The 13,309-nt window shown below is 67.1% G+C and carries 16 protein-coding genes and 2 pseudogenes; 8 read left to right on the top strand and 10 right to left on the bottom strand.

What is annotated here, in order from left to right; translation table 11 throughout:
* The first annotated feature begins 1 nt into the window (after position 1).
* Positions 2–484, top strand: coding sequence for a CocE/NonD family hydrolase (locus AB0K15_RS46380; RefSeq protein WP_364067261.1), 483 nt, complete (start codon positions 2–4; stop codon positions 482–484).
* Between the two features lie 228 nt (positions 485–712).
* Here AB0K15_RS46380 and AB0K15_RS46375 read toward each other — a convergent pair whose 3' ends face one another.
* Positions 713–874, bottom strand: a complete 162-nt coding sequence (locus AB0K15_RS46375; protein WP_364067259.1) for a hypothetical protein — start codon at positions 872–874, stop codon at positions 713–715.
* Positions 875–1,432, bottom strand: coding sequence for a helix-turn-helix domain-containing protein (locus tag AB0K15_RS46370; RefSeq protein WP_364067257.1), 558 nt, complete (start codon positions 1,430–1,432; stop codon positions 875–877).
* Positions 1,433–1,515: 83 nt separating this feature from the next.
* Here AB0K15_RS46370 and AB0K15_RS46365 point away from each other — a divergent pair, with 83 nt between their 5' ends.
* Positions 1,516–2,400, top strand: coding sequence for an aldo/keto reductase (locus AB0K15_RS46365; protein ID WP_364067255.1), 885 nt, complete (start codon positions 1,516–1,518; stop codon positions 2,398–2,400).
* A gap of 3 nt (positions 2,401–2,403) precedes the next feature.
* The gene (locus AB0K15_RS46360; RefSeq protein WP_364067253.1) at positions 2,404–4,548 is read left to right on the top strand and encodes a DUF6351 family protein; all 2,145 of its coding nucleotides are present in this window, start codon (positions 2,404–2,406) and stop codon (positions 4,546–4,548) included.
* Between the two features lie 96 nt (positions 4,549–4,644).
* Here the strand turns inward: AB0K15_RS46360 and AB0K15_RS46355 are convergent, their stop codons facing one another.
* From AB0K15_RS46355 to AB0K15_RS46325, 7 genes and pseudogenes are all read right to left on the bottom strand, one after another.
* On the bottom strand, positions 4,645–5,739 hold the full coding sequence (locus tag AB0K15_RS46355; protein WP_364067251.1) for a hypothetical protein: 1,095 nt from the start codon (positions 5,737–5,739) through the stop codon (positions 4,645–4,647).
* A 355-nt stretch (positions 5,740–6,094) separates the two neighbouring features.
* Positions 6,095–6,328, bottom strand: a complete 234-nt coding sequence (locus AB0K15_RS46350) for a hypothetical protein (RefSeq protein WP_364067249.1) — start codon at positions 6,326–6,328, stop codon at positions 6,095–6,097.
* Between the two features lie 263 nt (positions 6,329–6,591).
* A pseudogene (locus AB0K15_RS46345) lies at positions 6,592–6,913 on the bottom strand (transposase); the annotation flags it as partial.
* Positions 6,882–7,694 carry an alpha/beta hydrolase gene (locus AB0K15_RS46340; protein WP_364067247.1) on the bottom strand — a complete coding sequence of 271 codons (813 nt, stop codon included), beginning with the start codon at positions 7,692–7,694 and terminating at the stop codon, positions 6,882–6,884. The pseudogene AB0K15_RS46345 and the gene AB0K15_RS46340, both read right to left, overlap by 32 nt.
* On the bottom strand, positions 7,691–8,455 hold the full coding sequence (locus AB0K15_RS46335) for a flavin reductase family protein (protein ID WP_364067245.1): 765 nt from the start codon (positions 8,453–8,455) through the stop codon (positions 7,691–7,693). The genes AB0K15_RS46340 and AB0K15_RS46335 overlap by 4 nt, the downstream gene beginning before the upstream one ends.
* Before the next feature lie 25 nt (positions 8,456–8,480).
* On the bottom strand, positions 8,481–8,909 hold the full coding sequence (locus AB0K15_RS46330) for a nuclear transport factor 2 family protein (protein ID WP_364067243.1): 429 nt from the start codon (positions 8,907–8,909) through the stop codon (positions 8,481–8,483).
* A 126-nt stretch (positions 8,910–9,035) separates the two neighbouring features.
* Positions 9,036–9,539: a MarR family winged helix-turn-helix transcriptional regulator gene (locus tag AB0K15_RS46325; RefSeq protein WP_364067241.1), complete on the bottom strand. Its 504-nt coding sequence runs from the start codon at positions 9,537–9,539 to the stop codon at positions 9,036–9,038.
* A gap of 158 nt (positions 9,540–9,697) precedes the next feature.
* On the opposite strand from AB0K15_RS46325, the gene AB0K15_RS46320 reads away from it, so the two are divergent.
* The 4 genes and pseudogenes from AB0K15_RS46320 (at position 9,698) to AB0K15_RS46305 (ending at position 11,432) form a co-directional block, all read left to right on the top strand.
* Positions 9,698–10,099, top strand: coding sequence for a tautomerase family protein (locus AB0K15_RS46320; protein WP_364067239.1), 402 nt, complete (start codon positions 9,698–9,700; stop codon positions 10,097–10,099).
* A gap of 228 nt (positions 10,100–10,327) precedes the next feature.
* A pseudogene (locus AB0K15_RS46315) lies at positions 10,328–10,690 on the top strand (hypothetical protein); the annotation flags it as partial.
* Positions 10,691–10,814: 124 nt separating this feature from the next.
* On the top strand, positions 10,815–11,033 hold the full coding sequence (locus AB0K15_RS46310; protein WP_364067303.1) for a hypothetical protein: 219 nt from the start codon (positions 10,815–10,817) through the stop codon (positions 11,031–11,033).
* A gap of 138 nt (positions 11,034–11,171) precedes the next feature.
* Entirely contained in the window at positions 11,172–11,432 is a 261-nt protein-coding gene (locus AB0K15_RS46305) for a hypothetical protein (protein ID WP_364067237.1), read from the top strand.
* Between the two features lie 495 nt (positions 11,433–11,927).
* On the opposite strand, the gene AB0K15_RS46300 is transcribed toward AB0K15_RS46305, so the two are convergent.
* Positions 11,928–12,602, bottom strand: a complete 675-nt coding sequence (locus AB0K15_RS46300; RefSeq protein WP_364067235.1) for a hypothetical protein — start codon at positions 12,600–12,602, stop codon at positions 11,928–11,930.
* Positions 12,603–12,757: 155 nt separating this feature from the next.
* Here AB0K15_RS46300 and AB0K15_RS46295 point away from each other — a divergent pair, with 155 nt between their 5' ends.
* A complete protein-coding gene (locus AB0K15_RS46295) occupies positions 12,758–12,907 on the top strand; it encodes a hypothetical protein (RefSeq protein WP_364067233.1) in 150 nt (49 codons plus the stop codon).
* Positions 12,908–13,309 lie beyond the last annotated feature (402 nt).

Genomic DNA, 13,309 nt, shown 5'->3' with positions numbered 1-13,309 from the left:
CATGATCGTCTCGGCCCAGGCTAGCGGAGGAGCTCGGAACAACCGGAAACTGGAACGACGTGCCGACGTGATCACGTTCACGACGACACCGCTCACCGAATCCGTCGAAGTGCACGGCCGGCCCGTGGTGGAGTTGCACGTGGCGTCCGACAATGCCAACGGCGACCTCTTCGCCCGAGTCTGCGACGTCGACCCCGCCGGTCGCTCGATCAACGTCACCGACCGGATCATCCGATGCACTGAGCCGGACACGACGCCCGGAGAGATCGGCAAGGTCCGGATCACACTCGACCCCACGGCGCACCGGTTCGACGTCGGGCACCAGATCAGATTGCAGATCTCGGGCGGCGCGTTCCCACGGTTCGCCCGCAATCCCGGCACTGGAGAGGACCCTGGGACGGCGATAGCGCTCAAACCGGTGACGCACACCGTTCACCACAACGCGGCTCACCCGTCGAACATTGCTCTGCCTCTGGTGAAGTAGCACGCGCCGCGACAGCGGACCGACGGAAGATGTTCAACGGTTTGCGCCGTGACGGGTGGCCGCCGGAGGACTTGTCGTATGTTCGCGGAGGCCAGGCCGCCGAGCAGCTGCCACTACGGCACCTGCTGCTCTTGGGCAAGCAGATCCCACGCCGCCACCTCGAGGGCGGAGATCACTCCCACCGGCAGGCCGCCGCGAGCCCAGAACCTCGTGCTCCGGACGAGCAGGTCACGCGGCGCTGCTCAGCCGCTTGCCCACCACCAACGGCCGCATCGTTTCGACGATGCGGCTCATTGCCGTCACGGCGGCTGTCGCCTGTGTCACCTCACCGAGGCCGATCAACCTGTCTTCCGTTTCCAAACCACCGCCCAGGTCCTCGGCACAGGTCAATCACGACCGGATTCCGTCGAGCACGATCCCGACGGCCCGCTCCCGTTGGGCGTCGTCCACATACACCCCGGCGGTCACGGCGAAGACGAGCCGCATCACGTCGTCGGCACTCACGTCCGTGCGGATGACCCCGGACTGCCGGGCGAGCTCGAAGAGCGGGTCGGCGACGCCGTAAATGGCGTCGCGACTCGGCAGGTACCCCTTGGACTCGCGAGTCAGCACCGTGGTGAGGACGTGCTTGGTCGCCAAGTGCGTGACGAACCGGCTGAGCCATGCGGCGAGGGCGTCCCACGGGTCTGTCCGGTCGAGCCCCTGGCCGTACCGGACGAGCTCGTCGACGGAAGTCAGGTAGACGTACTCCATCAGGTCCACGCGAGTCGGGAAGTTGCGGTAGAGCGTCGCGATGCCCACACCTGCGCGCCGTGCGATCTCCTCGACGGGCGCATCCGCGCCGAGTTCGGTGTACGTCTCGGTCGCGGCCGCGACCAGCGCGTCGAAGTTGCGCCGCGCGTCGGCGCGGTGTGGCTGACGTTCCGCGATCAGCTCGGCGAGTTTCAAGCGTCGAACCTCCTCAGGCTTGAAAGTGATAACTAGACTCCGCTAAAGTGATAAGTAATTTATCAGTATAGCTGGAGGCTCACATGGTTCAAAGCGCCTCGTCCGCGCGTTCGGTGACGATCGGTGCTGACGTCAGCGTCGGCCGCATCGGTTTCGGTGCGATGCAACTGACCGGCAAGCAGGTCTGGGGCGAGTACCCGGATCGCGACACGGGTATCGCCGTACTGCGGGCGGCCGTGGAGGCCGGCATCACTTTCATCGACACCGCCGACGTCTACGGGCCGCACACCAACGAGGCTCTCATCCGCGACGCGTTGCACCCCTACCCGGACGACCTCGTGATCGCCACGAAGGGCGGATTCGTGCGTGGGGGGTTCGACTACTCCACGCTTGGCGCTGTCGGAAACCCCAACTACCTGCGGCAGAGCGCACACCTGAGCGCTCGCCGGCTGGGTGTGGACACCATCGACCTGTACTACCTGCACAGCGGCCTGGCGACGGACGCGCCGTTCGAAGATCAGGTCGCCACCCTCGCGGCTCTTCGGGAGGAAGGGCTGATCCGTCACGTCGGACTGTCCAATGTGACTCTCGAGCAGTTCCGGGCCGCCCAGGAGATCGTGGAGGTCACAGCGGTCACCGCGCACTTCAACGCGAGTGCTCGCACTGGGGCCGACCTCCTGCGGGCGGCCGAGCAAAGCGGCGTCGTCTTCTCGCCGTGGCACCCCGTGACGCTGACCGAAGGACCGGACACCGAACGGGTCATGGCGGTGGTCGACCCGATCGCCGCCAAGCACGGGGTGACTGCCCGGCAGGTCGCACTGGCCTGGTTGCTGCACCGTTCGCCGGTGATGCTGCCGATTCCGGGCACCACCAGTGTCGCGCACCTGAAGGACAATCTGGCGGCAGCGGAGATCGAGCTGTCCGACGACGACGCCGCGGCGATCACTCGCCTCGCTCCGGAGGCGTGAGCGATGCGACGTGCACGCCGCAGAACCTGGGCCGCCGCGTTGGGTGCGGCGGCCGTTGCACTGCTCGCGGCCGCCGTGCCGGCGACCGCCTCCGCGGGTGACCGGCCCGGTGTCACCATCACGACCGTGTCCAACCCGCGGCCCGACCTTGTCAGTGGCACTGAGGTGCTGGTCCGCGTGACCGCACCCGGCCTGGCCCCGGTTCGCCTTAGGGTGGACGGCCGGCCGGTGGACCGCCTGACCCGGCAAGCGGACGGGAGCTTCCTCGGGCTCGTGCGCGGACTGCGGCCCGGAGCGCGCCACCTGGCAGCGGACTCCGGCGGCCGCCGGGCCGCGGTGACGGTGGTCGACCACGCCGCGTCGGGCCCGGTGTTCTCCGGACCGCAGCAGCAGCCGTTCTACTGTGAGACCACGGCGTTCGGGCTGGCCCCGGCCGGCGGTCCCGCGTGCTCCGCGCCGACCGTGGTCAGCTACCAGTACCGCACCACCGGTGGCTCCTTCCTCTCCCTGGCCGATCCCGACGCCCGGCCCGCCGACTTGGCGACCACCAAGGTCGGCGGCCGGACCGTGCCCTACGTCGTGCGCGTCGAGACAGGCACGATAGATCGAGCGGTCTATCAGATCGCCGCGCTCTACGACGGGGACGATCCCTCGCCGTTGCGGCGGAACACGAGCTGGAACCAGCGGTTGATCTACACCTTCGGCGGTGGTTGCGACGGCGGCCACCACCAGGGCAACACCACCGGTGGCGTGCTTGACGATCTGTTCCTGTCTCAGGGGTACGCGGTCGCTTCGTCCAGCCTCAACGTCCTGGAGAACAACTGCTCCACGATCATCTCGGCCGAGGCGGCGATGATGGTCAAGGAACACTTCATCACCACCTACGGGCCGGTTGCCCACACCATCGGCTGGGGCGGATCAGGCGGATCGATCCAGCAGTACGACATCGCCGATGCCTACCCCGGCATCCTGGACGGCATCATCCCAGGCTTCTCCTTCCCTGATCCCTTCACCGTGGTCGGTGTCGCCGGCGACTGCCGCTTGCTCAACCGGTACTTCGCGGAGCAGGGGACCGCCTTCGACTCCGCTCAACGGCAGGCCGCGGCGGGGTTCCTCGACTACGACAGCTGCCAGTCCTGGGACGACAACTACGCCAACCGGCTCACCGCGGCGGACAGCTGCAACAAGGAGATCGCCGCCGACGACAACACCGCGATTCCCACGTCGGCGATCTACGACCCCGTCACCAATCCCTCCGGGGTCAAGTGCAGCCTTGCCGAGCAGTACGCCAACCAGTTCGGCCGCGACCCCAAGACCGGTTTCGTCCGCGGCCTCGTCGACAACGTCGGAGTGCAGTACGGCCTCACGGCACTGGAGCACGGGCGGATCAGCCCCGCCCAGTTCGTGGACCTCAATGCGAAGATCGGCGGGTACGACGCAGCGGGCCAGCCGGTGGCCAAGCGCAGCGAGGCCGACCCGCAGGCGGTCCGCGCCGCCTACCGGGACGACATCGTGCCCAGCGGTGCGAACGGCTTGCGCACGACGCCGATCATCGACCAGCGCGTCGCCATCGACACGGCCGGACCGCTGCTGGACATCCACACCAGTCAGTGGTCGTTCGTCATGCGCGCCCGTCTGGAGAAGACGAACCGCACCGCGGCCAACCAAGTGATCATCGAGAACCAGTACACCCCGGACCAGCTGGCGGCGGCGAACGCCTACGAACTGGGGGCGATGGACCGGTGGCTGACCGCGGTGGAGGCCGACCACTCTCCACGCAGCCGGCAGGACAAAGTGATTGCCGACAAGCCGGGAGATCTCGGTGACGGCTGCTATCTCTCGGCCGCCGAGCGCATCAAGCAGCCGCTGACCTACCCTCCGACCGGCGCGTGCGGCACCGCGTACCCGATCGGCTCCGACCCTCGCCTGCAGGCGGGCGTGCCCCTCGCCGAGGACGTCGTCGCGTGCGCGCTCAAGCCGGTGGATTTCAGCGATTACCCGGTGTCGTTCACCTCGGCCGAACGTGCTGAGCTGAGAGCCACGTTCCCCCGCGGTGTGTGTGACTACAGCCGGCCTGCCGCCGGTCAAGAGAGTACGGGTGGCGCCTGGCTCGGCTATGGCGGGAGGTCACCTCACCGGTTCGGCTGACGCTGGTGTCGGCGCTTCTGACGAGCGGTTTCGGCACCAAGCAGTTCCGGTGCCGAAACCGCGTGTTCGTGTCGATGATCCGGCGTTTTGCGGGCCTCAGGGGTTCTGCCAGCCCAGCTTGGCCGACAGTTCCCCGGGCACCGCTCTCGTCAACGCCGCCGCCAGATGGTGGCCGGACCTCAGAAGAGCGTGTGCCGTTTCAACCCATTCGCGACGAGCGAGTACCGCGATGTAGGCCTCGACGACGGCTGCGCGAGCATCTGGTGACCACGACCGCGAAAGGGCATCCGTCTGGTGTATGTAGGCACAGGTCGCGGCCGCGGTGTAGTACCGCTCCTTCGTGGTTTTTCGGGAGCTGAGGTGCCTGACGTGTGCCGCGGCGACCAAGTCACCGGGCGGGTAGTTCTCCAGGACCACGCCCACACCGTGAGCGCCCGTCATGGTGGCGAGAAACCACCCGGTCTCGTCGACCAGCCAGTCCGGCACATCGGCGCGGACGATCGCCTCGTGGAGGTGTGCCTGCGTGGCGAGGTCACCGGCGAGATAACGCGACATCTCGTCGCGCCCGAGGCCCCGGCGCAACAACCACTTGTGTTCGAACGACTTGTCCATGCGCATCACGCCTTCGACGGCCCGGAGTCGTGTCTGCTCGGTCGTCCGTTCGGCCAACCACTTCAGCGCGGTGATCGCGCCCCGGCGGGTGAGTGCCTCGGCGGCCTCTGGGCCGAACTCGCGCAGAAGGCCGATCATCTTGAGCAGTTCAACATCTTCCGGCGAGATCGTGTTGGCGAGCAGCCTCAGTCCCACGAAAACCGCGCAGCGATCCGTCCCGTGCCGGACCAGCCATCGGCCGGTCCGGCTCACCCGCTGTTCGTCGGCCCGCAAGGCGGCGGCCGAGATGTGCTCGCGCGGTCCGTGGACATCCAGGCCGTGGAAGCTTCGCGCGAGATCCGGGGGAGAGGAGCCCGGTCGTGCGAAGTGTTGGTCGAGGATGCGTGCCGCCTCCGCCGACTTCCGCCGCCAGCCGGACGACTTCCTCGCCTGAGACCTCACTCGATGCAGGTCCTGGTCGGGCAGCGGTACGCCGCCGCGTTCCAACGGCTTGTCGGGTGTATCTCCATGAAGGCGCACCGCGTGGTCGAACAGCGGGATCTGCGGCGGAGAAGGGTGCCGTCCGCGTACCGCGGTCACCGGCTCGAGGGCTCGATTCGTCGGATCATGATCGGCATCATCACACCTGTCAGGAAAGCAGGCAAGCAACAAGTGAGACCACCAGTCCGCGGTTACCGGGCCGGTATCGGCCGCGGAAGGTCCGCGGACGCGGGCGCGGCACAGTCGGCTCCGACGTGGAAACCGAGAATGGCGGAGCTGGGCAGCGAATGCGCGACCGTGCAGGTGCCACTCGACTACAGCCCACCAGACTGGCGGAAGCTCACGATCGCGATCAGCCGCCTCCGCGCGACCGAACCCGATGAGCTCACTCGCTCGACGCTCGTGGCAGCGGGCGGACCCAGGACCTGATCGGATTCTGCATCCGCGGCATGAATCAAAGCGAGAAGATCCTCTGCCCCGGAGCCGGATACAGTGAACATTCCCCGGCCACCGTGCGCAGCGCCACCGAGGAACGGTTCAAGAGCTCGGCCACGGCGCTGGGGGAGCGGCCGCGCACATGCGCCGAAAAGGATCCCGTGCTGGCGAGGTCGATGACCACGGAGAACGTCGCGCGCGACATGGACGTCATCCGGTCGGCGCTCGGCGAGCGGAAGGTCGAACCGCCCACACGAACTCGGGGTCACCTCCGACTGCCCGGTCATCGCCTACGTCATCGAGACGCCGCAAGGGCGCATCCTAATGGGAGGCCGGGGTCTCGCCGGACGCCTCCGCGGAGTGGGTCCCTGAGTGGCTCAAGGCTGTCAACCTCGAGGAACTCGGTACAGAGGCGAACATCGAGCGACAGCTCGCCCGGCTGCGGCCTGCCGTGGTTTCGTCTCGAAATCGGCCCTTCCGGAAAGCGCGGCCCTGGCGCCGGTACTGGGAACAGATCCACGGCTCTGGCAGATGCAGCTCTCGATCGATCAGCGCATGCCCACGACCATCGGCATAGCCCAGGAACGTCCCGATCCGACAGTTCTCGATCCGTCCCGCGGTTCCGAGTACTGCCACTGCAGCCCGGCCGACATCGTGGTTTTTTCAAGAACCTGGTGTCGTCCACGATCAGCACACCGCCCGGCTCATCGACGTGCTCGACCACGTAGTCCCGGATGTCGTCACAGACAACGTCGATGTCCCAGTCCGCCCATCGCGGCAACCACCGCATGCGGTCCGGCGGGACCTCACCGGCCGGCTCCGCCAAGGTCCAGCGATCCAGCTGCTGTCACCTGCGCGACGAACGACAGCACAGCCGCGGCGAGGGAAGCCGGTTGTTCGGCGTGCGGCCAGTGCCCAGCCTGCTCGACGAGTGCTGTCCGCAGTTCGGCGAACCGCGGAATGACTCCGCCGCGGACCATCTCGTCCGTGACGAAGCCGTCGCCCGCCCCACGAACGACGAGTACGGGCCCCCGGTAATTGCTGGGGGCCTCGCCCGCGGGGTCGCCGTCGTTCCACGCGTCGGCGAGCGCGGCAACGACGGGCGGTGCGATCCGTACGCCGGATTCGACGAGCAGGTCGAGTGTTTCGGGGGAATTCGAGACCGACAGCTGAGTCCGCACGGCGCGCTGGGAGCCGCATTGCCCGCCGAGAGCGCGGAACGGCGCGATGTCCGCGTCCGGCAGCCGAGTGCCGGCGAGCGGCACCGGTGTCACCAGGACGAGCCCACGAACCGACTCGGCCCGGGGCGCGGCGACCAGCTCGGCCACTTGCGCCCCCATGCTTTGCCCGACCACCACGCAGGGTTTGCCGAGCGAGTCGACGACGGCACCGGCGTCGTCGGCCATCCGCTGCAGGGTGTACGGGCCCGGCGCGCCGGCGCGCCCGCCGACCCCGGCGGGTTCGAGCAGGGCGACGTCCAGGTCCGCTTCGGCGGCTAAGTCGGCGAAGGTGTGCCAGACCGTGGCGTCGTCCAGGAATCCGGGGTGTACGACGAGAGCCGCGGCACCCTTACCGGTGCGGTGTGCGATGACGTCGCCTCTGCGTCGTGCTTCAGTCATGGCAACGCTCCTTCGTCGACGCTCACGGCTCCGGACGGCGACCACGAGCTGGTGGCGATGGCGGACCAGTCGTCGGGCCGGTGGTCGAGGCGCGCCATGCGCCGCCCCGAGCGCGCGGCGACGTGCTCGTCGCCGATCGGGGTCATGAAGGCATTCTCGACCAGCGTGTACTCCGCGGCGAGCCGCCCGACAGGCTGGAGAGCCCCCGTGTCGATCCGGCCTCTGTCCAGGTAGAGGTCGTCGCGCACGTGGAAGCGGACGATCTCGCCGAACACGACGTGGTCACCGACATCACCTACGGACAGGCAGCGCTCCAGCACACATTCGTACGCGATGGGCGCCCCAGCCACACGCGGTGGGCGGACCGCCGCGCTCGGCTCCTTGCCCAGTCCCAGCGCCTCGAACTCGTCGACCTCGGGCGGGAACTCGCTGGCCGAACGGTGTGCCGCGTGCGCGTGCGGGAAGGTGACCAGATTGGTCACGAACTCGCCGGTCTCCCTGATGTTGACCATGGTGTCCTTGAGCGTGACGCCATCGGAGCGTGGCTGCAACGTCAGGGACACCATGGGCGGCTTGCGGCAGACCGCGGTGAAGAACGAGATCGGGGCGAGGTTGGCCACCCCGTCGGCGGATTGAGTGCTCACCCAGCCGATCGCGCGTGGCAGGATGCCGCCGATGAGCAGTTTGTAGGTCGCCACCTCGTCGAGGTCGGCGGAGTCGAGGATCACGGCCGGCCGGCTCCCGTCGTAGCGCCGGGGCACGGATTTCCTTTGTGCGCCAAGCGGATCACGAGATCGCCGCTCGGGGGTACTTGCGCGGCGCGTGGCCTTCGATCACATCGCGGCCGCGTGCGGTGTCGGCGTAGGGGCGGCAGAAGAAGACCTTGCCGTCACGCACCTTGAAGAGGAACAGGTGCTCATTGCGCATCTGGATGCCGCGAGTGGACAAGGCGTCTGTGCGGACCGGGACAATGATCGTGTCCCCGGCGGCGATGATCTCGTGCGCTTCGTAGCGGAAGCACTCCCATTCCTTGCCGACTTCCTTCCAGTAAGCCACGAACTCGTCCCGCCCTGTGAAGACACCGCCGTAGGGCAAGGAATCCGACATCTCGAAGTGGAAGTCGTCGGCCAGCAGGGCGACCAGCGGGCCGCGGTCGTTCGTTTCATAACCCGTGAAGGCGGTCTTGAGCGCTGCCACGATCGGTTCGTTCTGCATAGGGCCCTCCTGGCGTCAGATAAAAGGGAGCATGTACTCGTATAAATGCGGATGGCCAGACCTTCAGGTTCACGAACGCGGCCGGCCGGCGGTGTGCCACCGCCGGCCGGGATCAGTTCGGGTGGCTCATTCGGCCCAGGGGTCGAACCCCGTGACGAGCACTGCGCGCAGGGCGGCGCGCAGTTCGGCGGCGTCCGCCTCGCCGAAGGCGTCTTCGAAGCGGTCCTGGGCGGAGCGCCACAGTGGCACTGCTTTCTCCAGTCGCGCGAGTCCGGCTTCGGTGATCTCTACGACCCTGGCCCGACGGTCGGCGTCCGACGCCCGGATCGCCAGCAGGCCGTCGCGTTCCAGCGGCTTGAGGTTCGTCGCCAGCGTCGTCCGGTCCATGGCGCTGACCTGGGCGAGCGCCGTGATCGTCGTCTTGCCCGCCAGGGCCAGCCGATGGAGGATGTTGAACTGCGTCGTGCGCAGGTCCACCGGTGCCAGCGCCTTGTCGTAGGACGCGGTCAGGTAGCGCGTCGCCCTTCGTGCGGCTGTGGCGTTACAGCGGCCGTCCAGCTCGGCGAGAGCCGCGGCGAACGCCGCGCGCGGTCGGGCCTCGCCCGTGTTCGCGGACCTGGTGCCCGTCATGTGCGGATCCTTCCCGGTATCGCCCTCCAAGATACGTGCACCTGCGCACATCTGCGATGTCCAACTGCTGGGGATTGAACTCGGAGGAGTTATGCGTATATGCTCCTATTCGCCGTCGCCGCTGTGACCTGTGGCAACCCGCCGCCAAGGAGATCCTGGTGCCCGTTTTCACCGCTCACATTCCCGCCGGCGAGTACTCTGCTGAGCAGAAGCGGGCGCTCGCCGACGCGCTCAACCGGTCGCTGGTGGAGGGACTCGGCATCCCCGAAGGGGACCGCTTCATCGTGATCAGCGAACACGGCGAAGGCGAACTGCATCTGCACCCCACCTTTATGGGCATGCAGCGGACGTCCGGCGCCATGATCATCACCGTGTTGTTCGGCGCCCACGGCCCGCTCGACGACAAGCGCAAAGTGACCGCTGCGATGGCCCGTCTGGTCTCCGAAGCGCTCGACATCTCCTCTGACAACATCTTCATCGCCCTGATCCCGGTGCCGAACGAGAACTTCTCGTTCGGTCGCGGAGATCTCCAGCTGGCCGAAGGCGCGCCGCGTTGGTGAACCCATATCGCCTGTGAGGACGACGGAGCACGCGGAGAATGCGGCTTCAGCCCGTGGAGTTGAGCGGACCAGGCTTTGGCCGCCGTCGACGTCGTAGGTGGCGCCGGCGAGGAACTGTTCATTAGGCGGGCGGCGTTCAGTAGCAGCCCGGCGCTCGTCCAGGGTGCGGCGGCCTCCGCCACGTCGACGTCGGCCAGGAGCCCGTAGCGCAGCCAGCCGGCCGTGACGATGACGTGGTCGATCGGAGCGGGCAGGTCGATCCGGTGGGCTTCCAGGATTCGGCCAGGTCACCTCGACCCGCCGGTCGCGCGCCAAGGCGACCTAGACCTACGACACCAACGGCGACCGACTCTCGAGCATCGACCCGAACGCCGCCCGGCAGGAGGCGACCTACGAATTCCTGTCGCGGCCACTGACCCCGACCACCTTCGAGCGTCACCCCTCCGCGGTCACCTCGATCTCGACCAACCCCTATGCGTCCTCGGCGGCCAACCCCGGCCGGCCTCGACGACGACAGCGGACGGCGCGGTCACGTCGTATGGCTGCAACGGCCTCGGCGAGACCACCTCTTTCACCGACGCGGCCGGCCACTCCGCGAGCTACGCCTACCCGTACCTCAGTGACTGGTCGACGACAACACTGGCGGACGGGACGTCGACGACCACGACCTACGAGCCGTCCGCTCACGGTCACGAACAAGGACGCCTCCGGCACCGTGCTCACCCAGAGCTCGGCGACTCGGTTCACCGACGGGCGCGACAACGCGACCATCACCACGTACAACTCCTGGAACCTGCCGGAATCGGTGATCGAGTCCACTACCACGGCCTACACCACCGACTCCGACCGCACCTTCACCACGGGCCATGACGCGGCCGGGCAACCGGTCGCCCAGACCCAGCCCGGCGGCGTCACGGTGTCGGCCGGCTATTGACATCGACGGCTCGGATATCCTCGGCCAGCACGGAGGTGGCTCCCGCCCGAACTTCGAGAAGCTCGAAATAAACCTCCGCAAGCCAGGAAAATCGATGATCAACGAAACAATCGCATTTGCATCAACCCGGAGTTAAGAATGGAATCACGTATCGAATTCGACCAGTATGTTCCGGGCGAGGGCTTGAAGTTCCGCTGGGACGACGGTTTCGCCCTGGACGTGACCATCCATGGATCAGAAGTGCTTCTCCGGGGCAATCCTGCGGGGCTGACGTCGCTTGCGCGCCACCTGCTCACGCTGGCTCAAGAGTCAGTCCACACCGGATCTCACCTGCATCTCACGGGAGGTTCCGAACTCGACGGTGACGCTGACCTCGTCATCGAACGCGCTGATCTGTGACGATCACGCCTCGGCCGGCTGCCACGGCAACGGCCGTCAACTCCTGGAGGACACGCGAAAGACGAAAGCCCGGCCACTTCGTTGTTGCTGTGCTGGCTGACGACATCGCGGTGAGCGGCCTCGACGCGGTCGGGTTCGTGCAGGGGCTCGCGAGCGGCCGGACGGCCGTACTCGCAAGTCGTCACGCATTTCTCGTGCAGCCTGCGAGTGCTCACCAGGCCCGTCCCGGCGCTGGCCAACTGGGTTCAAAGATCGTGCAACCACGGTGCGGATCCCACCCAGCAGAGTCAACGGGCCAGCTCGTTGCCCGCTGCCCAGGGTGGCTGAGGTTGATGTCATCGATCGGAGCCGCAGGCATGTGGTGGGTCGAATGTCTCAGACAGCAGACACCGAGTGCGTAAGTGCTTGTTGGAGCCTGTTGGAGTTCATTGGCGGGTATGGCGATCGAGGAGCTGAGGAGAGTGCGGGCCCGAGCGGTTGCTGATGTTCGACCTCTCAGTGCAGCTTCGCCCAGGCTTCGTTGATCATTGCTGCGCACACGGCCGGGTCGGTGTTTTCCGGCGTGTCGTCGCCGAGCGGCTTGAGCTGGATCGTCAGGGTTGCATCCGTGCGTTGGCACAGCACGACCGACGTCCTGTCCGGGGAGAGTTGTTCGGACGGGGCGAGGTTGTTGCGCAGGATGCAGGACACGTCGCCGACTTGGCGGAGTTCGTTGAGGGGGCCGGCGAGGCCGTTGTCCTTGTCTTCGTAGGGGATGGCGAGTCCTGGGGCGTGTGCTCGTACGGCGGTGATCTGGAAGGCGTGTGTGAAGTTCGGGGCGGTGTAGGTCTGTACGAGTGCTGGGGCGTCGTAGGCGGCGGAGATGCGGTTGCCGTTTTCGCGGTCGTTGGTGGCGTTGTGCTGGGCGAGTTGGCGGTGGGAGTCGTCGTCCTTGGCCTTGACCGGTGATACGTCGGCTCGGTCGACGCCGCCGAGGGTGTCGGGTGCCTTGAGTGGTAGTCCGCTGACGGCTCCGGAGTCGTGTGCGGACAGGAACCACGGGACGCCGACGCCGATCGCGCCGATCGCGAGACCTATCGCGGCGGCGACCACGAGGGAAACCGGGCGTGAACGGCGCTCTGGTGTCGCCATGGCGGGTACTTCCGGGAGCACCGGCACTTCCTGGGTCACGGGCAGTCCTTGAAGAGGCGTGGGCGATGTCGATCACTGGATCGGCGGGCTTTCGATGTTCGTTACCGGTGCTTTGTAACGTCTTGTAGGCGATCTAGACCAATTGGAGTAGCGGCTGGCCAGCCGGACCCTCGGCTACGACACCCGCCGGGCGCATGCTCTCGGCTTCGACCGCCGAAGCCGCCGAAGCCAGCGCCGCCGGCAACCTGGACCACCAGGCGGCCACACATGAGACCTTCACCTACAACGACCGCAACGAACTGCTCACCGTAGCCGGCAGCGCAGAGTCCTCGTCGTGCGGCTAGGACCGCGACGGTCTCATGACCTCGCGCGCCGACGCGTCCGGGACGAGCATCTGCGGCTTTGACACCCGCTGACCGGTTCTCCACGATCACCGACTCGGGCACTGGCAAGGCGCAGACCCTGGCCTGCAACACCCTCAACCAGGTCAGCGGGATCACCTACCGCACCGGTACTGCGCGCACCTACGGCTACGACGCGCGCAACCAGCTCACGTCCGACGGGGTCACGAATTGTCCGCATCCTGCGCGAATGCGTCGACGGCCTCGGCGAAGGCGAACGTCCACCCGTGCACGCTCATCCCGAGTACGAGTGGGGTGTACCAAGGATCTTGGACAGGGCCTCCTGTCTGAGAGGATGGGTGTATGCCCGAGCAGCGTCGGAGATTCAGCGCTCAGTTCAAGGCC

The organism is Amycolatopsis sp. NPDC049253 (assembly GCF_040678995.1).
Classification (GTDB): Bacteria; Actinomycetota; Actinomycetes; order Mycobacteriales; family Pseudonocardiaceae; genus Amycolatopsis.
Note: the sequence above shows the minus strand (reverse complement) of the source record. Positions and strands in the feature narration are given on the sequence as shown.